A 22,241-nucleotide genomic window follows, 5' to 3' on the forward strand; every position below is an offset into this window, starting at 1 on the left:
GCCGCTCATCCTTGGCGGCGCAAGCTTCTTCCGATCAGGGCCACAATGCTGGCGGCAGCAAAGAGCGCGGTTCCGGTGCTGACGATGGTGGGGCCTGTAGGTGTGTCCGCGCCAAAAGAAACGTAGATGCCTCCCACGACAGAGGCGCAGCCGATGCAGATCGCCAAAACCGCCATCCGCTCCGGCGTGGAGGAAAAGGCCCGGGCTGTTGCGGCTGGTATCAGCAACATCGCCGCAATCAACAAGACACCGACCACCTTGATCGCGACGGCCACGACAAGGGCAAGCGCAAGCGTGAGCACAAGTTGCTCGCGCCTCGGGTTGACGCCAGAGGCCTGCGCAAGTTCGGGGTTCAGGGTCGCGATCAACAGCGAGGACCAGCGCCACCACATGAGCCCGAGCACCATGGCGGCACCCGACCAGATCACCGCGAGGTCCCCGCGGGATACGGCCAGAATATCGCCAAAAAGATAGGCCATGAGGTCGACGCGCACTCCTTGCAAGAAGGACACAGCAACCAACCCCAGTGCCAGAGCGCTGTGGGCCATCACTCCCAGGAGCGTATCCATTGCATATCCACGCCCACTTAGCGTTGAAATGGTGCTGGCCATCAGCAGCGCTGTTACAAGCACGCCACTGAAAATCGACACATCGAATGTCAGCGCCAGCGCAACGCCGAGGATCGATGCATGTGCGGTGGCGTCGCCAAAGTAGGCCATCCGGCGCCACACGACAAAACAGCCAAGAGGGGCGGCGGCAAAGGCCACTCCAATCCCGGCAAGCGCTGCGCGAATTATGAAGTCGTCCAGAAAGATCATGCGTGCTCATGCTCGTCTTTTGCATGGTCATGATCGCAATCATGGCTGTGATCATGCTCGTGCCGATAAAGGGCCAGTGCCCCATGCGTGCCGCTGCCAAACAGGGCCTGATATTCCGGTGCGCTAGCCACCTGGGCAGGTGCGCCTTCGCAACAGACGTGCCCATTGAGGCAGATCACCCGATCCGAGGCCGCCATTACCACATGAAGCTCATGGCTCACCATTAACACTGCGCAGCCGATCTGGCTGCGCACAGAGGCAATCTTCTGATAGAAGGCTGCGGATCCGGGTTGGTCGAGACCCTGCGTTGCTTCGTCCAGGATCAGAAGGTCCGGCTTGGACAACAATGCGCGTGCCAGCAGCACCCGCTGCATCTGCCCGCCCGACAGCCCGGTCATCTGCCGTTTGCGCAAACCCGGCACCCCCGCCTCGGCCAGGGCATTCTCCGTCTCGGTCTTGCTGATGCGAACCGGAAGGCTCAAGAACCGCTCAACCGTGAGCGGGAGTGTGGGGTCGATGTGGAGCTTTTGTGGCACATAACCGATCCGCAGATCCTGCGCGCGTTCGACCGTCCCGGAACTGAGGGGGAGGGCGCCAATGATGGATCGCAACAGCGTTGATTTGCCGGATCCGTTTGGCCCAAGGATCGTGACGATCTCGCCGCGGTCAATGTGAAAATCGACGTTTTCCAGTGCCGGCGTTCCACTGTGGCGGATGGTCGCGTTCCGGAGCGAGACAAGGCGCATATGGGCTATTCCTGGCATTTGGGGCAAAGGCCCTCGGCCTCTACCACGGCGCGCTCGATGGTAAACCCGGCGGCGCGTGCCGCATCTCCAAGCTGCCCCTGCATCGGTTCGCGCTGCGCTTCGGCGACGCTGTCGCAGGATCTGCAGATCATGAAAACAGGCGTATGGGTCTCGCCCGGGTGGACACAGGCGATAAAGGCATTCAGGCGCTCAATCTTATGCACGAATCCGTGCTTCACGAGGAAATCAAGCGCGCGATAGGCGACAGGAGGCTGGGAGCCGAGTCCTTCGTCGCGCAAGTAGTCCAGAATTTCATAGGCGCCGAGGGCGCGATGCTGCTGGAGGAGAATTTCCAACACGCGTCTGCGCACGGGCGTGAGCTGCAAGCGGTTGTCTTTGCAGAAGGTTTCAATGGACTCCAGCCCACCCGAGATACAGCGGGTATGGTCGTGGGAGGTAAAGCCGACACTGTCCATGGGGCCTCCTTCAGGCGTGAATTTGGGATTGATATGTTACAACATGCGGTTTATCAAGTCGCAATAACGTTATGATATAACACCAGCTGGAGGCCCGTCGTGCCCAGAACAGTTTTGTCCGCGCTCTTTCTCAGCCTATCTGTTGTTCCTGCCCTTGCAGAGACCCCGCGTGTCGTGACCGACATTGCACCCGTGCAGGGTCTGGTCGCTCGGGTCATGGATGGCGTCGGCGCGCCAGATGTTCTGGTTCCGCCCGGAGCGTCCCCCCATGGGCATAGCCTGAAGCCATCGGATGCCCGCGCGTTGACTTCTGCGGATGCGGTGTTCTGGATCGGTGACGAATTATCGCCGTGGCTGCTCGGCTCGCTCAAAGAGCTCGCAGGGGATGCGCATGTGGTGTCCCTACTCGCGGCACCGCAGACGATGCGGCTTGAGTTCCGCGAGGGGGTGGTTTTTGGTGGGGCTGACCACGATGACCATGGCCACGATGATCACGACCACGATGCCCACGAAGATCATGCTCACGACGGTCACGGGCACGAAGAGCACGATCATGATGACCACAAGGGCCATGATGATCACGGTGCACACGACCATGACGACCATGCACATGATCAAGACGCGCATGGTCACGATGAGGATGCGCATGACGCCCACGATCACGACTCGCATGAGACCGCTCACGATGACCATGGTCATGGTCATGACGATCACGCTCACGACGGGGTTGATCCGCATGCCTGGCTGGCACCTGAAAACGGCAAGCAGTGGCTGGCCTTGGTTGCCGATGAGCTGTCCGAGATCGATCCGGCGAATGCGGACACCTATCAGAACAACGCGCGTGCGGGCCAAGCCGAAATCGACGCAATTGTTGCTGCCACAAAGGCAGATCTCGGCGAAGCCCATGGGCAGTTCGTGGTATTCCACGATGCATATCAGTACTTTGAGCAAAGCTTCGGGCTTCGTGCTCTCGGTGCAATTGCTCTTGGAGATGCTTCCGACCCGAGCGTCGCGCGGATCGCAGAAATGCGCGATGCGGTTGCTGGTCAAGAGGTCTCCTGTGTGTTCTCTGAGCCGCAATTCAATGCAGGTCTTGTAGACACCGTCGCTGATGGGCTCGACATTAAGGCCGTTGTGATCGACCCGCTGGGGACCGAAATCGCAACTGGGCCGTCGTTCTATACAGATCTGCTGTCCGAGATTTCTGCAGGCTTCAAAACGTGCCTGACGCACTGAGATGTGCATTGATCGACTTGGGTGATACGGGCTTGCGCCGAGGGCGTCGCGATTGCGCGATTTCCGAAGAGAATAAAGTCAAAGAGGGGTCGCGGTTTCGCGGCCCCTTTTTCTGTCGCAGCTGCCACTTTCTGAGGAAGCCTGCATGTCGCATTTTTCGCGTCTATTGGCTTTAATGTGAGGCAAGCTCATAATCATTAGCCAAAAGATGAATTTGCTAGCAGCTTACTTGGTCTTTATGAGTATCCGAAACTCTGCGAGCGGATAGATGCAAAACTTTAACCTTCCCAAATCAAAAGCCTTCGAAGCCCTAAGCAAAACAGCCCAAGAGCGTATCTTGATCCTCGATGGAGCGATGGGGACACAGATACAAAAGCTGGGCCTCGACGAAGAAGCCTTTCGCGGCCACGGGGGACATTCCTGTGCGTTTCACTCCAACCATCCGCAGCAGGGTAACAATGATCTCTTGATATTGACCCAACCCGAGGCGGTTGAGCAGATCCACTATGACTTTGCGATGGCTGGGGCCGACATCGTCGAAACCAATACGTTTTCCTCCACCACGATCGCTCAGGCCGATTACGCACTTGAGGATGCGGTGCATGATCTCAACGCCGAGGGCGCGCGGGTGGCGCGCCGTGCGATGGATCGTGCAACGGCCGAAGATGGCAAACAACGCTGGGTGGCCGGCGCGGTCGGGCCCACCAACCGGACGGCGTCGATCAGTCCTGATGTGAATGATCCGGGCTACCGGGCGGTCACCTTTGATGATTTGCGGGTGGCCTATGGTCAGCAGATTCGAGGTTTGATCGCCGGTGGCGCTGATCTGATCCTGATTGAGACAATCTTTGACACGCTCAACGCCAAAGCGGCGGTATTCGCCTGTTTTGAGGCCTTTGCAGAACATGGTGAGCGCTTGCCGATCATGATTTCCGGAACCATCACAGATGCTTCTGGTCGCACGCTCTCAGGGCAGACTCCGACGGCGTTCTGGCACTCTGTTCGCCATGCGCGCCCCTTCACCGTTGGGCTTAATTGTGCCCTTGGCGCGGATGCCATGCGCCCGCACCTGACCGAGTTGGCCGGTGTCGCCGATACTCTGGTCTGTGCCTATCCAAACGCGGGACTGCCAAATGCCTTTGGTCAATACGACGAAGAGCCAGAAGACACTGCCGCAAAGGTAGAGATCTTTGCCAAGGAGGGGCTGGTAAACGTGGTTGGCGGCTGTTGCGGCACTACGCCGGAGCACATCCGCGCTATTGCGGAACAAGTCGCACCCTACGCTCCACGTCGCATCCGGGAGGCTGCAAATGTCTGAACCACTGCTGCGTCTCTCCGGCCTCGAGCCCTTTGTGCTTACCAAGGACATTCCCTTTGTGAACGTAGGGGAGCGGACCAATGTCACCGGATCTGCCAGGTTTCGGAAGCTGATCACCAATCGCGACTATGCCACCGCACTGGACGTTGCCCGCGACCAGGTCGAAAACGGCGCCCAGATTATCGACATCAACATGGATGAGGGTCTTATCGACTCCAAGCAGGCGATGATCGACTTTCTGAACCTCGTGGCCGCTGAACCCGACATCGCGCGGGTGCCGATCATGATCGACAGCTCGAAATGGGAGGTGATCGAAGCAGGTCTGCAATGTGTGCAGGGCAAACCGATCGTGAACTCCATCTCGCTCAAGGAAGGCGAGGAGAGTTTCCTGCATCAGGCAAGCCTCTGCCTTGCGTATGGCGCGGCCGTGGTGGTGATGGCCTTTGACGAGCAGGGGCAGGCCGACAGTTTCGAGCGCAAGATCGAGATCTGCGCGCGCGCCTACAAGATCCTCACCGAGCAGGTGGGTTTCCCACCCGAAGACATCATCTTTGATCCCAATGTGTTTGCGGTGGCAACCGGGATTGAGGAACATGACAATTATGGCGTCGATTTTATCGAGGCGACGCGGTGGATCAGGGAAAATCTGCCGCACTGTCATGTCTCGGGCGGGGTGTCGAACCTGTCGTTCAGTTTCCGCGGGAACGAGCCAGTACGCGAAGCGATGCATGCGGTGTTCCTTTATCACGCCATCAAGGTTGGCATGGATATGGGGATCGTCAACGCAGGCCAACTGGCGGTCTATGATCAGATCGACCCGGAACTGCGGGAGGCCTGCGAAGATGTTGTTCTGAACCGCACCCCCAAAGCCGGCGGCTCCGCGACCGAGAACCTTCTGGATATTGCAGAGCGCTTTAAGGGTGGCACACGGGAAGAGAAGAAACGTGACCTGACATGGCGCCAATGGCCGGTCGAAAAGCGGCTTGAACATGCTCTGGTCAACGGGATCACGGAATTCGTCGAGGAAGACACTGAAGAGGCCCGCCAAGCGGCTGAGCGCCCTCTTCATGTAATCGAAGGCCCGCTTATGGACGGGATGAACGTGGTGGGCGATCTCTTTGGGGCGGGTAAGATGTTTCTGCCGCAAGTGGTCAAATCCGCCCGCGTCATGAAACAGGCCGTGGCCGTACTTCTTCCGTATATGGAAGAAGAAAAACGTCAAAACGGTGGTGGTGGCAAGGACACCGCGGGCACTGTCCTGATGGCAACGGTCAAAGGTGACGTACACGACATCGGCAAGAATATCGTTGGTGTGGTTTTGGCCTGTAACAACTTCGAGATCATCGATCTTGGGGTGATGGTGCCGCCACAAAAGATCCTCGAGGAAGCGCGGGTGCATAATGTCGATGTGATTGGCCTTTCTGGTCTCATTACGCCCTCGCTCGACGAGATGGTGCATCTTGCCTCTGAACTGGAGCGTGAGGGCTTTGACATTCCGCTACTGATCGGGGGGGCGACCACTTCCAAGGTGCATACGGCGGTGAAAATCGCCCCTCAATATGAGCGCAACCAGGCGATCTATGTCACCGATGCAAGCCGTGCTGTCGGGGTGGTCTCTTCACTTCTGAACGACACCCAGCGGGACAGCTATGTCGCTGATATCCAGAGGGAATATAAAGAAGTTGCCGAGCGCCACGAACGTGCCGAGCGCGCCAAAACCCGTTTGCCACTGACGGCGGCGCGGGAAAATGCGATGCAGATCGACTGGAGCGGCTATCAGGTCAAAGCGCCCGAATTCACTGGCGCCCGAGTGGTCGACGACTGGGATCTCGCGGAAATCGCGCAGTATATAGACTGGACGCCCTTCTTTCAGACATGGGAGTTGAAAGGCGTTTACCCCCGGATTCTGGAGCATGAAAAATACGGCGAGGCTGCGCGCGCGTTGTTCAAGGATGCGCGGGCGATGCTCGACCGGATCATCACGGAACAGTGGTTCAAACCGCGCGCAGTAGTGGGGTTTTGGCCTGCAAATCGTAAAGGCGATGATATTCGCCTCTTTAAGGATGACACACGGGAAGAGGAGCTGGCCACGTTCTTCACGCTGCGCCAGCAGACCTCCAAGCGCAAGAGCAGCCCAAATCTCGCATTGGCGGATTTCGTTGCTCCCGAAGGCGTGGCTGACTGGGTTGGAGGGTTTGTCGTGACCACAGGCCCAGAAGAGGTCGAGATCGCCGAACGCTTTGAAAAGGCTGGCGATGATTATAGCGCGATCATGGTGAAGGCGCTTGCGGATCGCTACGCCGAGGCCATGGCCGAGATGCTGCATGAGCGGGTGCGCCGGGACTATTGGGGCTATGCTCCGACAGAGGCTTTTGCCCCTGAGGAGCTGATCGGAGAGCCCTATCGTGGCATTCGTCCCGCCCCAGGCTACCCGGCGCAGCCCGATCATACCGAAAAGCTCACCCTCTTCGAACTCCTCGATGCAGAAGTGGCCACGGGTGTGACCTTGACCGAAAGCATGGCGATGTGGCCAGGATCCTCGGTTTCCGGCATCTATATCGGTCATCCGGAGGCCTATTATTTCGGCGTCGCCAAGGTCGAACAGGATCAGGTCGCGGATTACGCCAAGCGCAAAGGGCTCTCTCAAGATGAGGCAGAGCGCTGGCTGATGCCGATCTTGAATTATCACCCGGGTGGTCGCACGGGAGATCAAGACGAAATCGCAGCGCAGTAACGTCGCGACCCGTCTTAGGGGGCAATCCGTCGCAGGATTGCCCTTGTAACGGTGGTTGTCTTCTCTGGACATGGTTGCGATGTTTTAGGTGTTATGAGACCTCCATATAGCTATCGCGACGACTCCAACGTGCCGCTATTTAGCGACAACACGCCGATTGCCGTGATGGATGGGGAGTGTGCGCTCTGTAGCTGGGGTGCCCGCATGATTCACCGTCTAGATCGAAGTGGGCGCGTGCGTATCTGTCCTGTCCAGTCTCCCTTGGGGCGCGCCCTTTTGAAACATTATGGGTTATGTGCAGAAGATCCGACCAGCTGGCTCTATCTCGATGCGGGGCAGGCCTATATGGATTTTGAAGGCATGATCCATGCCGGTCGCAGTTTTGGTGGTTGGGGGCATCTGGTTGTTGCGCTTCGCCTTTTGCCTCGCCCCGTTCGCAATTGGCTCTATCGACGTTTGGCGCGCAACCGCTACATGCTCTTTGGCAAGGGTGACATCTGTGCCTTGCCTGACCCGGAGTTTCGCAAGAGGTTGATTGAGTGAGGGTTTTGATAGTCGGTGGCACTGGCGTTTTTGGCGCGCGCCTGGCCGAGCTTTTAGTTCGAGACGGACATGATCTGACCCTTGCGGCGCGCAATTTTAGGCGCGCGCAGCGGCTGGCCTCCAAGCTGGGATGCGCTGCGCTGCGCCTTGATCGGCAGGGCGACCTGACCGGCATTGCAGGCTTTGATGTGGTGGTAGATGCTGCGGGGCCGTTTTCCACCGAAGGCAAAGACCCCTACCGACTGGCCCGTGCCGCGTTGAAGGCAGGGCAACACTATCTCGATCTATCTGACAACGCGGCTTTTTGCGCGGGCATTCGCAGTTTGGACGCAGAGGCGCGTGCGGCCGGGCGCGCGGCGATTTCAGGTCTATCGACAGTGCCCGCACTTTCTAGTGCGGCTGTCAGAGCATTGTCTGCGGGTGCGCGACCAGAGGTCATCGAAAGCGCGATTTTGCCGGGCAATCGCAGCCCGCGTGGCCTTGCGGTCATGCGCTCTATTTTGATGCAGGCCGGTCGTCCCATGCGGGTCTGGCGCGGCGGTGCATGGGAGACGGTGTCGGGTTGGTCGCAGCCAAAGAGCTATGATTTGCCCCAAGGCTTGCAACGCCAAGCGTGGCAGATCGAGGTGCCGGATCAAAGGCTCTTTCCCGATCATTTTGGGGCGGACAGTGTGGCGTTCCGGGCCGGGCTCGAACTTGCGGTCATGCGCTATGGCTTGGCCGCATTTGCGTATCTGCGCAGATTGGTTCCTGTGCCTATCAACGGTTTTGTTCTGGGGATCTTTAAACTGGGAGCCGATCTTCTGGCTCCGTTCGGGAGTGGGCGCGGCGGCATGTCTGTCATGGTTATCACCAATGGCGAGCGGCGTTTTTGGCGTATGCTCGCCGAGGGGGGAGATGGGCCTTATGTTCCCGCGAGTGCGATACGCGCTTTGCTGCGTCGCGGTGAGTTTCCGGTTGGGGCGCAACCCGCGCTGGAGGTGATTTCGCTCGCTGAGGCGGAGGGCGCAATGGGCGATCTCTCAGTCACGACCGAAGTGGTCTCGGAGCCTGTGCAAGCCATCTTTCCGCGGGTTTTGGGCGCGTCATTTGACGACCTGCCCGAAGTCGTGCGCGCAACTCATCAGACCTCGGACCTGAGCCGCTGGCAGGGGCAGGCGAGTGTGCGTCGGGGTCGCAGCCTCTGGAGTCGTTTTCTTGGTTGGGTGTTTGGATTTCCGGCCCAGGCGGCGCATATCGATGTTGAGGTCGTAAAAACAGTCAGCGGCGACAGTGAGCATTGGCAACGCCGGTTTGGGGGTCGGCTGTTTCATTCCGTTCTGACCAGAACACCTGCGGGAATGACGGAGCGGTTTGGGCCGTTCACGTTTCTTCTCGGGCTTAGGGTTTCAGAGGGCGCGCTGCATTTCCCTGTCCGCTCGGCTCGATTGGGCCCTCTGCCGTTGCCCCGTTGGCTCTTGCCCGTGTCGATTGCGCGAGAGCATGAGCGGGATGGAGGCTTCTGTTTCGATGTGAAGCTTCTGACGCCGCTTACTGGAGATCTGCTGGTGCACTATCAGGGCCAGCTCGCCCCCGCCTAGCGTGCGAAAACCTGACCAAAAGGCCAGCCGCGGAACGCGCGGCTAGCCAGCTTTGTCTCAGATCAGAAGAACCCGAGTTTGTTGGGGTTGTAGCTCACCAGCATGTTCTTGGTCTGCTGATAATGGTCGAGCATCATCTTGTGGGTTTCGCGCCCAATCCCGGATTGTTTATACCCGCCAAAGGCCGCGTGCGCCGGATATGCGTGGTAGTTGTTCACCCAGACGCGGCCTGCCTCGATATTGCGCCCAAAGCGATACGCGCGGGTTCCGTCACGGGTCCAGACGCCGGCGCCGAGGCCATACATGGTGTCATTTGCAATCGCGAGGGCCTCTTCTTCGTCTTTGAAGGTGGTCACCGACACGACAGGGCCAAAGATTTCCTCTTGGAACACGCGCATCTTGTTGTGGCCCTTTAGGATGGTTGGCTGAACATAGAACCCGTTGGCAATGTCCCCGTTGAACCGGGCGGCATCGCCACCGACAAGTACCTCAGCGCCTTCTTCGACGCCGATGGTCAGGTAGGACATGATTTTTTCCTGTTGTTCCTGGCTCGCCTGCGCCCCGACCATGGTTTCAATGTCGCGCGGATCGCCTTGCTTGATCGCTTTGACGCGCGCGATGCAGCGTTCGATGAATTCTTCGTAGATGTCTTCCTGGATCAGCGCTCGCGAGGGGCAGGTGCAGACCTCGCCCTGGTTGAAGGCAAATAGAACAAAGCCCTCGACCGCCTTGTCGAGAAACGCGTCATCCTGCGCCATCACATCCGAAAAGAAGATATTTGGCGATTTTCCCCCAAGTTCGAGCGTGACCGGGATCAGGTTCTTGGTCGCTGCCTTCATGATGATCCGCCCGGTCTCGGTCGAGCCGGTAAAGGCGATCTTGGCGATCCGATCGGACTCGGCAAGCGGGCCGCCCACCTCTGGCCCCATGCCATTCACGATGTTCAGAACTCCCGCAGGCAAAAGATCCGCGATCACTTCGATCAGCACATGGATCGCCGCCGGGGTCTGCTCGGCGGGCTTCAGTACGATGCAGTTGCCGGCCGCCAGCGCGGGGGCCAGCTTCCAGGCGGCCATCAGAACCGAGAAGTTCCACGGGATGATCTGCCCCACTACGCCCAACGGCTCGTGGAAGTGGTAGGCGACCGTGTCGTGATCGATTTCGGACATGCTGCCCTCTTGGGCACGCAGAACACCCGCGAAATAGCGAAAGTGATCGACAGACAGGGGGATATCGGCTGCCATGGTCTCTCGGATCGGTTTGCCATTGTCCCATGTTTCCGCCGTGGCGATCAGCTCGAGGTTTTCCTCGATGCGGTCCGCGATTTTCAACAAGGTATTCGCGCGTTCCGCAGGAGAGGTCTTGCCCCAGCTGTCCTTGGCCGCGTGAGCGGCATCGAGCGCAAGCTCCACGTCCTCGGCGCTGGAGCGGGCGACCTCACAGACCTTGGCGCCAGTGATCGGGGTAATGTTGTCGAAATACTGCCCTTTGACCGGGGCGACGAATTTACCGCCAATGAAATTGTCATAGCGCGCCTTGAAGGGCGACGTATATTCGCCCGCAACCTGCGTCATTTCATTCATGAATAGTCCTCCTCTTGGCGCCCGGTCCTCCACCGGGCGTTCCAAGGAAGGCTGACGAAGCTATGGTTTCGCGTCATCTCCCCAAGTGCGGAGTTCCGGCGCATCTGTCTCAGCTCTGAGACAGGTTTGGGGAGGAGTGAGTAGATTTCATTCGCCACGCATGCCGAGACGTTTCATCCGGCGATAGAGCGTGGCCCGGCCAATGCCAAGCAGGCGTGCCGCCTCTGATACATTTCCGTTGGTGCGAGACAGGGCGCGGTTCACCGCTGCCCGTTCCGCCCCGTCGAACCCATTCGAATCGTCGTCGGACCCAAGCAGATCTGACGCAGGACGAGGACTTATGGGGCCGGTTTGGGACAGATTGAAGACCTTTCGTGCGGCCCGTGTGGCGCCTCGCACAATGTCATCTCCGTCCACCGCCAAGAGTATAGCCGCCTCCGCAGTGCCCGCTTCTGCGGTGATGATACGCGCTTCCGGAAAAGCGGCACGAAACACATCGGCTTCGATCTGACGTGCCGTCTGAGCGACACTGGCGGCAATCAGCTGGTTGAAAGACGCGGTCTGATCCGCCCGCGCCGAAGAGACATCCAACGCGCCAATCAGGCGTCCATCAGCCCCAAAAATTGGCGCGTCCATGCAGCTCATGGCAGTGTTGCGAGCGTGGAAATGTTCTTCGCGGTGGATGATCACCTGTCGCGCCTCAGCAATGCATGTGCCGATCCCGTTCGTGCCTTCGGAGGCCTCGGACCAATCCGCGCCCGGCGCCAGACCCCATGCGTTGAAAGTGTCGGTATCGCCATCGCTTGCGCGCAGGTCGAGCACAACCCCATCGCAATCGGTGAGCAGAACACCACAACCAGATCCGCCAACCAGCTGAAACAGGGCATCGATCTTGGGCAGCGCGATGCGGCGCATGCAATCGGCCTGTTCCATCCGCTCGGCAAGGGAGCGGGCGCAGATGCGCTGCACGTCCCGGCGCTGTCCCGGATCAAGCCCGTGATGGTTGAGCGACCGGCGCCATGAAGCTGCCAGGCGCGAGCGCGCGGCCGCGCCCGGATGGGTCGCGGTTTTTAGTACATGTTCGATGTGCCGCGTCAGAGAACTCATGTTTCGCCACCCTCAACATCCGACGATAGCGAGGCGTGCGGGTTCTGGGAAGACTGCGTTTTTTGCAGGTCGGCATGCGCCTTGGCGGTCGAGGGGCGTTTTTCAGGCCGCAGACAGCGCGAAGTGGTCTGACCTTTATGCAGCAAGGCTTGAACCCGGAGGCATTCTTTGCCATTGCCTTTGGCAAACCTGATGACTTTGCCAAAGGGCGCTGACCGATGAAATTCACACTCTCCTGGCTCAAGGAACACCTCGACACTGATGCAAGCGTCGAAGAGATCACCGAGACCCTGACTGACCTTGGGCTGGAGGTCGAGGAGGTCGTGAACCCGGCTGACAAACTGGGCGCCTTCACCCTGGCCAAGGTGGTCGGTGCGGAGCAACACCCGGATGCCGACAGACTGCGCGTTTGTCGCGTAATGACCGACGAGGGCGAAAAGCAGATCGTCTGTGGTGCGCCCAATGCACGCGAGGGCATAACCGTGGTGCTCTGCAAACCCGGCGACTACGTTCCTGGTCTGGATTTCACGCTTTCAGTGGGCAAGATCCGTGGTGTCGAGAGCCACGGCATGATGGCTTCGTGGAAAGAACTGACGCTCGGCGAAGACCATGACGGTATCGTTGAGCTCCCTTCGGGCGAGGTCGGCGACAAGCTGGTGGACTGGCTTGCAGCGAATGATCCAGCGAAGGTCGATCCGATGATCGAGATCGCGATCACCCCGAACCGCCCTGACGCGCTTGGCGTTTATGGAATCGCCCGTGACCTTGCGGCACGCGGTCTCGGGACGCTGAAGGCCAGTGACTACAAACCGGTGGAAGGTCAGTTCGAGAGCCCCATCAAGGTTACGATTGACGAGGACACCTTGGACGGCTGCCCGCTGTTCACCGGTCGTGTGATCCGCGGTGTCAAAAACGGCCCCTCACCAAAATGGCTTCAGGATCGTTTGACCGCGATTGGCCTGCGTCCAATTTCTGCTCTGGTGGATATCACCAACTTTTTCACCTTTGATCAGAACCGTCCTCTGCATGTGTTCGATGCTGCCAAAGTATCCGGGAACCTGCGTGTTCATCGCGCGACAGGCGGTGAAGAGCTGCTGGCGCTGGATGAAAAGACCTACAAGATGCAGGCAGGCCAGATGGTCATCTCCGATGACAATGGTCCCGAGAGCATTGCGGGCATCATGGGCGGTGAAGAGACTGGCTGCACCGATGAGACGGTTGATGTTTTCCTCGAAAGCGCGTTCTGGGATCATGTGCAAATCGCGACCACCGGGCGCGCGCTCAAGATCAACTCCGACGCGCGCTACCGCTTTGAGCGCGGGGTTGATCCCGAGTACACTTTCGAGGGCCTTGAGCGCGCAACCCAGATGATCCTGGATCTTTGCGGTGGGGAGGCTTCTGATGTGGTTTCCGCAGGGGATGTGCCGGATCACGCGCGGTCCTATCGCTTGAACGCAGAGCGGGTGCAATCGCTGGTGGGAATGGACATTCCCGAGAGCGAGCAGCGCCAGACGCTGACACGCCTTGGTTTCCGTCTCGAGGGCAATATGGCCCATGTGCCGAGCTGGCGTCCGGATGTACAGGGAGAGGCCGATCTGGTCGAGGAAGTGGCGCGGATTGCGTCGCTCACCAAGCTGGAAGGTAAACCCTTGCCGCGCCTGACCGCTGGCATCCCCGCGCCCGTGATGACACCGCAGCAGCGGCGCCTGCAGATGGCGCGTCGCACGGCGGCGTCGCTGGGCTATAATGAAGTGGTGAGCTATACCTTCATCGACAAGGCCGCCGCGGGGCTGTTCGGCGGTGGAACAGATGAGACGATGCTGGCCAACCCGATTTCCTCGGAGATGTCGCATCTGCGCCCCGACCTCTTGCCGGGTTTGTTGCAGGCGGCGGCGCGCAACCAGGCGCGTGGTTTTGCGGATGTCTCCCTGTTCGAGGTGGGACCTGCCTTTACCGGCGGGGAGCCGGGCGAGGAACGCATCCAGATTTCGGGTCTTCTGGTGAACCGCAACGGCCCCAAGGACGTGCACGGCGCCTCGCGCAACTGGGATGTTTTCGATGCCAAGGCCGATGCCGAGGCTATCCTCGCAGCCATCGGAGCGCCCGCCAAGGTTCAGATCCTGCGCGGCGGGGATGCCTGGTGGCACCCCGGTCGTCACGGCCGGATCTGTCTTGGTCCGAAAAAGACGCTGGGTGTCTTTGGCGAACTGCATCCCAAAACCCTGAGCGAGCTTGGGATCAAGGGGACGGCCGTCGCCTTTACGATCTATCCTGATGAGATCCCCTTGCCGCGCAAATCTGGTGCAAGCCGCAGTGCGCTTGCTATCAGCGATCTACAGGCGGTGGAGCGGGACTTTGCCTTTGTGCTCGATTCAGAGGTCGAAGCGCTCACGGTTGTGAACGCAGCGGCAGGCGCGGATAAAACGCTGATCGAAGATGTGCGCGTCTTTGATGAATTCATTGGGGGGCCGCTTGGCGACGGTAAGAAGTCCCTGGCGATTGCGGTGAGACTGCAGCCCGCTGACAAGACACTCACCGAAAAAGACATCGAAGCCGTCAGCGAGAAGATCGTCGCGAAAGTCTCCAAGGCGACCGGCGGCGTATTGCGCGGCTGATCAGAACACCCTTGTCGTCTGAACTTATTTGGCGCGCCCCTGTTGGGGCGCGTCTTTTCATTTGGTGCGAGGGGCCAGCCCCTCGTGCTCCCCGGGATATTTGTCGTTAGAAGAAGCCCAAGAGCCAAATGACCGGGGTTGTGGATTAGGACTTTGATCGGTGGGGTTGGCGCTACGTGAAAGAGCGGATAGGTCTTGGTTCAAATTGAGGCCCCACGCGGCAAGGCAGGAGGAAAAAATGGCTCTTACGGTTTATCTTTCGGGTGAAATTCACACCGATTGGCGCGAGCAGATCATTGAGGGTGCGCGCGATCTGGATGTTCAGTTTTCGAGCCCGGTCACGGATCACGATGCGTCAGATGACTGTGGCGTGGCGATACTTGGCGCAGAAGACAGCAAGTTCTGGCACGATCACAAAGGGGCCAAGCTGAACGCGATCCGTACGCGCAAGGGGATCGAGGATGCAGATATCGTCGTCGTTCGATTTGGCGACAAGTACAAGCAGTGGAATGCAGCCTTTGATGCGGGCTATGCGGCGGCGCTTGGAAAATCCATCATCGTGTTGAGCCAGCCCGATCATCAGCACGCGCTGAAAGAAGTGCATGCAGCGGCGCTTGCGGTCGCTGATGAGCCGCGTCAGGTTGTCGAGATCCTGACTTATGTCCTGACCGGAAAGCTCCCCGGATGACGGCGCCGGTGCTGGAGACTGATCGTCTGATCCTGCGTCGTCATGAGCTTGGTGACTTTGATGCAGTGGCGCAGATGTGGGCAGAGCCGGAGGTGGTCCGCTTCATCTCCGGCACCCCGTCGACACCAGAGGAAAGTTGGACCCGGCTGATGAAATACATCGGCCACTGGTCGATGCTGGGCTATGGCTTTTGGGCTGTGATCCTGCGCGAGACGGGGGCCTATGTCGGTGATGTTGGCTTTGCCAATTTCCGGCGTGACATGACGCCTTCGCTGGAGGGCGTGCCCGAAGCCGGGTGGGTATTGTCGCCGCAGGTTCATGGCAAGGGGATTGCAACCGAGGCGGTTGCCTGCATCCATCATTGGGCCGAGACCGAGACCCTCTGGGACAAGACCTGCTGTATCTTTGATCCTGAGCATCATGTTTCCCAGAGAGTAGCGCAGCGTCTCGGTTATCAGGCGTCCGATCAGCTGGGGAGCTACAGAGGAAAACCGACCTTGATTATGCATCGTATGATGTCGCGGTAAGCAGACACCGGGGGCGGAGGTTTGCCAAAGGCGGTTTCGGTCATGATGATTTCCAAAACCCGTGCCCAAAGTTGCGGGAGCGCTATCCTTTTTTAAGGAATCACAGAGATAGTCTTGGCCCAGATCCCGCCAAAGACTGGCCAGTATTCCTTTTGCAAATACATGAACTTGATGCCGCCGCCCGTGCCACGAATAAATCGCAGAAGATCAGGGCCGGTAACACCTGAATATGAGGATAGTGGCCTGTTCAAAGGGGGTATCATCCAGGTTCGGCTGGCTCTGGTTCCGGTCTTTGGAACCACGTCTCGTGGCGATTGCACAGCACGCGGTTTCAATGCCGCGGGAACAGAGGTGACCGCGGTGTTCGCCGGTCGTCGCAGGCCGCATTTCCAAGCGATTTACACGCAGCTTCGCTATATGTACGCACAGGCTCAGCAAAGGGATTTGCTGCAGGGTGGAAAGATGCGGGACGTCAATGACATCCAACTGCCTGTACAATGCGAGGGGGCCTGGCGGGCCGTCACCACGACAGATGCACATGGGGTGGCGCACAAGAACCTGCAATTCATGCTCGCCCGTTGGGCATTCCAGGCCCATGATGGGCAGACGTTGAAGTTTGGCACGGCGCCGGTTGTTGCCAAGACCAAAATCTCGCAGGGAACTTCTCCGGCCAAGGCGCCGCGCCCCTATTTCGAGCAGGGACCCCTTGCCCAAAGGCAAGGAGCCGGATCGCACGAGTGATCTCGCGATCACGCTTGTTTCTGGATTTCCACGCTATGCGGATAAGGAATGGAGATCCCGTCGGCGTCAAAGGCCTCTTTCACACCCTGAATCATCGTCCATTTCAGCTCCCAGTAGTCACCTGCATCACACCAAAGGCGTGTGGAGATGTCGACAGAGCTATCGCCCAAATTGGTGACACGTACCCAGGGCTCCGGGCTGGTCAGAACGCGACCATCTGCTTCGGCAAGACGCAGGATGATGGCTTTGGCCTTTTCGATGTCGTCGCCGTAGTCGATGCCATAGGTGATGTCGAGGCGGCGAGTGTCATGGGCCGAGTAGTTGGTGATAATGGCACCCCAGGCCTGACCATTGGGGACGATAATCTGCACATTGTCAGGCGTAACGAGTTCGGTCACAAAGAGGTTGAGATCCTTCACCGTGCCCGACGTGCCGCCAATATCGACGAACTGGCCCAGTTTGTAGGGGCGAAACAGGATTAGCATAAAGCCGGCTGCCAGGTCGCTCAGCGTGCCTTGCAGCGCGAGGCCGATAGCCAGGGTCGCAGCGCCAAGCATGGCAACAAGGCTGGTGGCTTCGATGCCAAAGACGCCGAGCACTGCGACCAATACAATTGCCAAGAGAACCCAGCGTACGACGCTTGACACGAAACTGCCGAGAGTTTCGTCAATTTGTGGCGTTTTGTTGATGCGATTGCGTACCGCGCCGGAAATCATACCGGCCGCGATCCAACCAAGCACCAGCACCACCAGCGCTTTTGCACCGCTGACGACGAGCGGCCAATAGGCGCCAGCTTGTTCGATAATGTCTTCCATATCAGTCCCCACCTTTGTCTTGTGCGCATCTGGCGAAACATCTCAGTGCGCGAAAATTTCTGCACGATCCAAAAGGTTGGACAGCATGCATACCCTATTTGCGCCAGACAGCATGCGGAAATCGAGGGCTTTTTGTGCAAATTGGGGGGGAATTTGTGTCCTTCACGCTCTAAAAAGCATGTCTTGGCGGTGACGCGGCGCACGGGGGCGTCGCATCACCTGAGTGGCTGTCGCTCTGGCTTTAGGTACCCTCTCGCAGGGCAAGGCTCGGTGATAGAACATCAAGACCAAGCGCCCTGCCCACCGCGTAATAGGTCAGCTTGCCAGCATGCACGTTCAGGCCGTTCAGCAGGTGCGGGTCATCTGCGCAGGCCTGTCGCCAGCCTTTGTCCGCAAGCGCGAGCAAGAAGGGCAGGGTGGCGTTCCCGAGCGCCTGCGTCGAAGTGCGCGCGACAGCGCCGGGCATATTCGCAACGCAGTAATGCATGATGCCGTCCACCTCATAAATCGGATCCGCATGGGTCGTGGCGCGCGAGGTTTCAAAGCAGCCGCCTTGGTCGATCGCCACGTCCACCAGAACTGCACCGGGCTTCATGTCCGAGAGGTCCGCGCGCGAGACAAGCTTTGGAGCGGCAGCGCCGGGGATCAATACCGCACCGATGACCATATCGGCGTCGCGGATCAATTCTGCGGTGGCGCCGGCCGTGGAATACCGATTCTTGAAGGTGCCGCCAAAGACATCATCCAGATATTTGAGACGGGGCAGGGACCGGTCCAGCACCGTCACATCCGCGCCCATACCAGCAGCGATCTTGGCCGCATGGGTGCCCACAACGCCGCCACCGACAACCACCACCTTGGCAGGGGCAACGCCGGGAACGCCACCCATCAGCACGCCGCGTCCACCATTGGCCTTTTGCAGGGTGTAGGCGCCAACCTGCGGCGCCAGACGGCCCGCCACTTCAGACATCGGTGCAAGGAGCGGCAGTCCACCACGGTCGTCCGTCACGGTTTCATAGGCAATCGCTGTACAGCCCGACGCCAGCAGGTCATGAGTCTGTTCGGGATCTGGCGCCAGATGCAGGTAGGTGAACAGCAGTTGTCCCTCCCGCAGCATCTTGCGTTCGACCGCCTGCGGCTCTTTCACTTTGACGATCATATCGGCGTCGGCAAAAATCTCCTCGGCCGTGTCGATAATGGCCGCACCCGCCGCGAGGTAATCCTCATCGGGAAAACCTGCGCCGAGGCCTGCGCCTTTCTGGATCATCACCTGATGTCCATGTGCAATAGCCTCGCGCGCGGCGTCCGGCGTCATGCCGACGCGAAATTCTTGCGGCTTAATTTCCGTTGGGCATCCGATTCTCATTGGGTTTCCTCCGTTCCCATCTTGCCCGATCCTTACATGCATTTGTTCAAATGTGCTGCTTTTGTAGGCACAATGAAAACTCGACTTTCGAAGTTTCTTCGACTAAGTACGAATTTCACGCAAGAAAAGGTAAGTTATTTGGCTCTGGATCAGGTGGATCGTCGAATACTCGCGGTGCTACAGAAACAAGGTCGGATCTCCAACAGTGATCTGAGCGAGACCGTAAACCTCTCAGCTTCGGCCTGTCATCGGCGGGTGCAGCGGCTTGAGAGCGAGGGCTATATCCGAAACTATGTCGCGCTGCTCGATGCCCGCAAACTTGGTGTGCCGACAACGGTGTTTGTGGAGATCACGCTTCAGACCCAAGCGGATGAGGTGCTTGATGCCTTTGAAAAGGCTGTGGCGCGCATTCCCGATGTTCTGGAGTGCCATTTGATGGCGGGTACAGCTGACTATATCCTCAAAGTGGTAGCGGAAAACACCGACGACTTTGCCCGTATCCACCGCCAGCATTTGACACGCCTACCAGGCGTGGCTCAGATGCAATCTAGCTTTGCCCTGCGGACCGTGTTCAAAACGACCGCACTTCCGGTTGGCTAGGCGGGAAGGTAGGCGATTTTCGCATGTTAGGGTGAAAAATCCGCTGTTGCCCTTGTGTGCGCCTTTGATCCGGGCACAAATTGGGGTGGCTGACTATTTTTCGTCTAACCGGCTGAATTTGCACCTTCGCGCCGCCATCTGACATCAAAGGATCACATGCCAGCTATATGCATTAGCGAACCCGTATCATTCAAAGGAGACACAGTGTGAGCAGCGAACAGGACAACACATCTTTCGAGTGGTTGGAAGCCGAGCTGCAGGACACGCTGGACGAGGACTTCGAAATCGAATTCGCCGAGCCCATGCTGTCCATGGAGCTTCGCAAGATCTATCGCGCCCAGCATCCTGAAATGCTTGATCGCAAAGTCTATTTCCGTAACCTGCTGCGTCTGCAGGCAGAGCTGATCAAGGTGCAGGATTGGGTGCAGCATACCGGCGCCAAAGTCTGCATCCTTTTTGAGGGACGCGACAGTGCTGGCAAGGGTGGTGTGATCAAACGCATCACCCAGCGGCTCAATCCGCGAGTTGCGCGTGTGGTGGCCTTGCCAGCGCCGAGCCGCCGTGAGCAGAGCCAATGGTATTTTCAGCGCTATGTCCCGCATCTGCCGGCTGCGGGCGAGATCGTGCTTTTTGACCGTTCCTGGTACAATCGCGCCGGTGTCGAGCGCGTGATGGGCTTTGCCACAGACGATCAGGTTGAACAGTTTTTTCAAGACGTTCCGGAATTTGAACGCATGCTTGTGCGCTCTGGTATCATCTTGCTGAAATACTGGTTCTCGATCACCGATGAGGAACAGCAATTGCGATTCCTGATGCGCATTCATGACCCGATGAAGCAGTGGAAGCTTTCGCCCATGGATCTGGAGAGCCGCATTCGCTGGGAGCAGTACACCAAGGCCAAAGAGGATATGTTTTTTCGCACCAATATCGACGAGGCACCTTGGTATATCGTCGAAGGCAACGACAAAAAGCGCGAACGCCTGAACTGCATCGAGCACCTTCTGACCAAAATTCCCTATCACGATGTCCCGAGTGAAAAGGTCAATCTGCCGGATCGAGAGTATAATCCGAGCTATGAGCGCAGGGTCCTGCCGGACGAACTTTACGTGCCAAAGATCTACTGAGGCGAGTCAGGCGCAGGGTGGTCATCTCCTGAGAACTGCCCTTGCGGAAGACCTCGCCCGAGGTGCCTTGCGGCGGCCTCGGTCCATAGTTTCACGCACTGCGTCTTGCGGCAGAAGTGGCGAAGATCATCCCACGCGCGAATTGTCCCTTCCCGACAGTCGAACCAGACTGTAGGAATGCGCTTATGATCTGGAATTTGCCCAATATCCTCACGGTCCTGCGGCTGCTGGCAGCGCCAGCGCTGGCGGTGATGTTTCTGTTTTTCAGTCGCCCTCATGCGGATTGGTTTGCGCTGGTTTTATTTGTGGGGGCGGCGATCACCGATTGGTTCGACGGTTATCTGGCCCGCAGCTGGAAGCAGGAAACCAAGATGGGCGCTATGCTCGACCCAATCGCGGACAAGGCGATGGTGGTGATCGCGCTCATGATCCTCGTGGGATACTCGACCTCGCATTGGACGGCCTGGCTGGTTCTACCCGCCACCGTGATCCTGTTTCGAGAGGTATTTGTGTCCGGCCTCAGGGAGTATCTGGGCGACACGGCAGGCTCTCTCAAAGTCACCAAACTCGCCAAGTGGAAAACGACGGCGCAGATGATCGCGATTGCAACATTATTTTCACAGGGCATATTTGAGCACCACCTCGGCATGGGTGGGTTTGGCATGGATGCGCAGATGGTCAATGATGTGCTCAGCGGGGTCATCGAGGACACGCAGGGGCTCAGGTTCTACTTCGAGGGCATGATTTGGTCGGGCCGTATCGGCCTGTGGCTGCTCTGGATCGCGGCGGCCCTGACGCTCATCACCGGGTTTGATTATCTGAAAAAGGCTCTGCCATATCTGAAGGAGACGCGCTGATGGATGTTCTCTATTTTGCATGGGTGCGCGAGCGCATCGGCTTGCCCAAGGAAACGGTCGAGACCTCTGCCGTGACGGTGGCGGAACTGGTCGAAGAGCTGAAGGCGCGCGAGGAGCGTTATGCTGCAGCCTTTGCGGATCTCTCGGCGTTGCGCGTGGCACTGGATCAGGAGCTTGCGGAGTTTGATGCGCCTCTGGAGGGCGTACGCGAGGTGGCGTTCTTTCCGCCGATGACCGGAGGCTGAGTCGATGCGGGTGGTTGTGCAGGAGGCGCCGTTTGATTTTGCTGCAGAAGCCGAAGCGTTTGCACAAGGTGCAAAAGGAGCTGGGGCCGTGGTCACTTTCACCGGCGTAGTACGAGAAGCCGACGGTGGTGCCATGGCGGTGATGGAGATTGAGCATTATCCGGGCATGACCGAAAAAGCGCTGGCCAACATCGCGTCAGACGCTGCCACGCGCTGGGAGCTGACCGATGCGCTGGTAATCCACCGCCACGGTCGCCTGGCGCCCGGAGATCAGATCATGATGGTCGCGACGGCCGCCCGTCACCGTGTTGCTGCCTTTGAGGCTGCAGAATATCTGATGGACTACCTCAAATCCCGCGCCCCGTTTTGGAAGAAAGAAATTCTTGAAGACGGCTCTGCGGATTGGGTCGAGGCCAAGAACTCCGATGAATCCGCGCTCTCGCGGTGGTGATTTATTCCAAAATACAATGTGCAGGGCCTCTCAACTGAGGCTCACTTCGCGTTTGGCAATTTTGAAAAGAA

Annotated in this window: 21 protein-coding genes; 14 read left to right on the top strand and 7 right to left on the bottom strand. The window is 58.6% G+C overall.

The annotated features are described in order from the left end of the window. Nucleotides 1–5: 5 nt before the first annotated feature. From TM1040_RS03535 to TM1040_RS03545, 3 genes are read right to left on the bottom strand one after another with little or no spacing between them, the layout of a single operon-like run. Complete coding sequence (locus TM1040_RS03535) at nt 6–818, bottom strand: metal ABC transporter permease (protein WP_011537219.1); 813 nt, start codon at nt 816–818, stop codon at nt 6–8. Continuing rightward, nucleotides 815–1,564, bottom strand: coding sequence for a metal ABC transporter ATP-binding protein (locus TM1040_RS03540; RefSeq protein WP_011537220.1), 750 nt, complete (start codon nt 1,562–1,564; stop codon nt 815–817). The genes TM1040_RS03535 and TM1040_RS03540 overlap by 4 nt, the downstream gene beginning before the upstream one ends. Nucleotides 1,565–1,569: 5 nt before the next feature. Beyond that, a complete protein-coding gene (locus TM1040_RS03545; RefSeq protein ID WP_011537221.1) occupies nt 1,570–2,040 on the bottom strand; it encodes a transcriptional repressor in 471 nt (156 codons plus the stop codon). A gap of 99 nt (nt 2,041–2,139) precedes the next feature. On the opposite strand from TM1040_RS03545, the gene TM1040_RS03550 reads away from it, so the two are divergent. The 5 genes from TM1040_RS03550 (at nt 2,140) to TM1040_RS03570 (ending at nt 9,451) form a co-directional block, all read left to right on the top strand. Then, on the top strand, nt 2,140–3,276 hold the full coding sequence (locus tag TM1040_RS03550; protein ID WP_011537222.1) for a zinc ABC transporter substrate-binding protein: 1,137 nt from the start codon (nt 2,140–2,142) through the stop codon (nt 3,274–3,276). A gap of 268 nt (nt 3,277–3,544) precedes the next feature. Beyond that, complete coding sequence (locus tag TM1040_RS03555; protein WP_011537223.1) at nt 3,545–4,594, top strand: homocysteine S-methyltransferase family protein; 1,050 nt, start codon at nt 3,545–3,547, stop codon at nt 4,592–4,594. Continuing rightward, complete coding sequence (gene metH, locus TM1040_RS03560; protein WP_011537224.1) at nt 4,587–7,328, top strand: methionine synthase; 2,742 nt, start codon at nt 4,587–4,589, stop codon at nt 7,326–7,328. Before TM1040_RS03555 ends, metH begins: the two co-directional genes overlap by 8 nt. 93 nt (nt 7,329–7,421) lie before the next feature. After that, on the top strand, nt 7,422–7,871 hold the full coding sequence (locus TM1040_RS03565) for a thiol-disulfide oxidoreductase DCC family protein (RefSeq protein WP_011537225.1): 450 nt from the start codon (nt 7,422–7,424) through the stop codon (nt 7,869–7,871). Continuing rightward, the gene (locus tag TM1040_RS03570) at nt 7,868–9,451 is read left to right on the top strand and encodes an SDR family oxidoreductase (protein ID WP_011537226.1); all 1,584 of its coding nucleotides are present in this window, start codon (nt 7,868–7,870) and stop codon (nt 9,449–9,451) included. The genes TM1040_RS03565 and TM1040_RS03570 overlap by 4 nt, the downstream gene beginning before the upstream one ends. Nucleotides 9,452–9,513: 62 nt before the next feature. Here TM1040_RS03570 and adh read toward each other — a convergent pair whose 3' ends face one another. Both adh and TM1040_RS03580 read right to left on the bottom strand, forming a co-directional pair. Continuing rightward, a complete protein-coding gene (gene adh / locus TM1040_RS03575; protein WP_011537227.1) occupies nt 9,514–11,034 on the bottom strand; it encodes an aldehyde dehydrogenase in 1,521 nt (506 codons plus the stop codon). A 147-nt stretch (nt 11,035–11,181) separates the two neighbouring features. Beyond that, complete coding sequence (locus tag TM1040_RS03580; RefSeq protein ID WP_011537228.1) at nt 11,182–12,141, bottom strand: helix-turn-helix domain-containing protein; 960 nt, start codon at nt 12,139–12,141, stop codon at nt 11,182–11,184. Between the two features lie 218 nt (nt 12,142–12,359). Between TM1040_RS03580 and pheT the strand changes: the two genes are divergently transcribed. The 4 genes from pheT (at nt 12,360) to TM1040_RS03600 (ending at nt 16,712) form a co-directional block, all read left to right on the top strand. Beyond that, nucleotides 12,360–14,756 (top strand): phenylalanine--tRNA ligase subunit beta, encoded by a 2,397-nt coding sequence (gene pheT / locus TM1040_RS03585; RefSeq protein WP_011537229.1) that lies wholly within the window; start codon nt 12,360–12,362, stop codon nt 14,754–14,756. Nucleotides 14,757–14,994: 238 nt separating this feature from the next. Then, entirely contained in the window at nt 14,995–15,444 is a 450-nt protein-coding gene (locus tag TM1040_RS03590) for a YtoQ family protein (protein ID WP_011537230.1), read from the top strand. Next, nucleotides 15,441–15,971, top strand: coding sequence for a GNAT family N-acetyltransferase (locus tag TM1040_RS03595; RefSeq protein WP_011537231.1), 531 nt, complete (start codon nt 15,441–15,443; stop codon nt 15,969–15,971). The genes TM1040_RS03590 and TM1040_RS03595 overlap by 4 nt, the downstream gene beginning before the upstream one ends. 114 nt (nt 15,972–16,085) lie before the next feature. Next, on the top strand, nt 16,086–16,712 hold the full coding sequence (locus TM1040_RS03600) for a hypothetical protein (RefSeq protein ID WP_254658809.1): 627 nt from the start codon (nt 16,086–16,088) through the stop codon (nt 16,710–16,712). 8 nt (nt 16,713–16,720) lie between these two features. On the opposite strand, the gene TM1040_RS03605 is transcribed toward TM1040_RS03600, so the two are convergent. Both TM1040_RS03605 and ald read right to left on the bottom strand, forming a co-directional pair. Then, nucleotides 16,721–17,527 carry a mechanosensitive ion channel family protein gene (locus tag TM1040_RS03605; RefSeq protein WP_011537233.1) on the bottom strand — a complete coding sequence of 269 codons (807 nt, stop codon included), beginning with the start codon at nt 17,525–17,527 and terminating at the stop codon, nt 16,721–16,723. A 241-nt stretch (nt 17,528–17,768) separates the two neighbouring features. After that, entirely contained in the window at nt 17,769–18,893 is a 1,125-nt protein-coding gene (gene ald / locus TM1040_RS03610; protein WP_011537234.1) for an alanine dehydrogenase, read from the bottom strand. 138 nt (nt 18,894–19,031) lie between these two features. Here ald and TM1040_RS03615 point away from each other — a divergent pair, with 138 nt between their 5' ends. The 5 genes from TM1040_RS03615 (at nt 19,032) to TM1040_RS03635 (ending at nt 22,170) form a co-directional block, all read left to right on the top strand. Then, nucleotides 19,032–19,493 (top strand): Lrp/AsnC family transcriptional regulator, encoded by a 462-nt coding sequence (locus tag TM1040_RS03615; protein WP_011537235.1) that lies wholly within the window; start codon nt 19,032–19,034, stop codon nt 19,491–19,493. A gap of 206 nt (nt 19,494–19,699) precedes the next feature. Beyond that, nucleotides 19,700–20,617 carry a polyphosphate kinase 2 gene (gene ppk2 / locus TM1040_RS03620; RefSeq protein ID WP_011537236.1) on the top strand — a complete coding sequence of 306 codons (918 nt, stop codon included), beginning with the start codon at nt 19,700–19,702 and terminating at the stop codon, nt 20,615–20,617. A gap of 185 nt (nt 20,618–20,802) precedes the next feature. Beyond that, nucleotides 20,803–21,474, top strand: coding sequence for a CDP-diacylglycerol--glycerol-3-phosphate 3-phosphatidyltransferase (gene pgsA / locus TM1040_RS03625; protein WP_011537237.1), 672 nt, complete (start codon nt 20,803–20,805; stop codon nt 21,472–21,474). After that, a complete protein-coding gene (gene moaD, locus TM1040_RS03630; RefSeq protein ID WP_011537238.1) occupies nt 21,474–21,719 on the top strand; it encodes a molybdopterin converting factor subunit 1 in 246 nt (81 codons plus the stop codon). Before pgsA ends, moaD begins: the two co-directional genes overlap by 1 nt. Before the next feature lie 4 nt (nt 21,720–21,723). Then, nucleotides 21,724–22,170: a molybdenum cofactor biosynthesis protein MoaE gene (locus tag TM1040_RS03635; RefSeq protein ID WP_011537239.1), complete on the top strand. Its 447-nt coding sequence runs from the start codon at nt 21,724–21,726 to the stop codon at nt 22,168–22,170. The last annotated feature ends 71 nt before the right edge of the window (nt 22,171–22,241 follow it).

It is taken from the genome of Ruegeria sp. TM1040, from assembly GCF_000014065.1.
Lineage (GTDB): Bacteria > Pseudomonadota > Alphaproteobacteria > Rhodobacterales > Rhodobacteraceae > Epibacterium.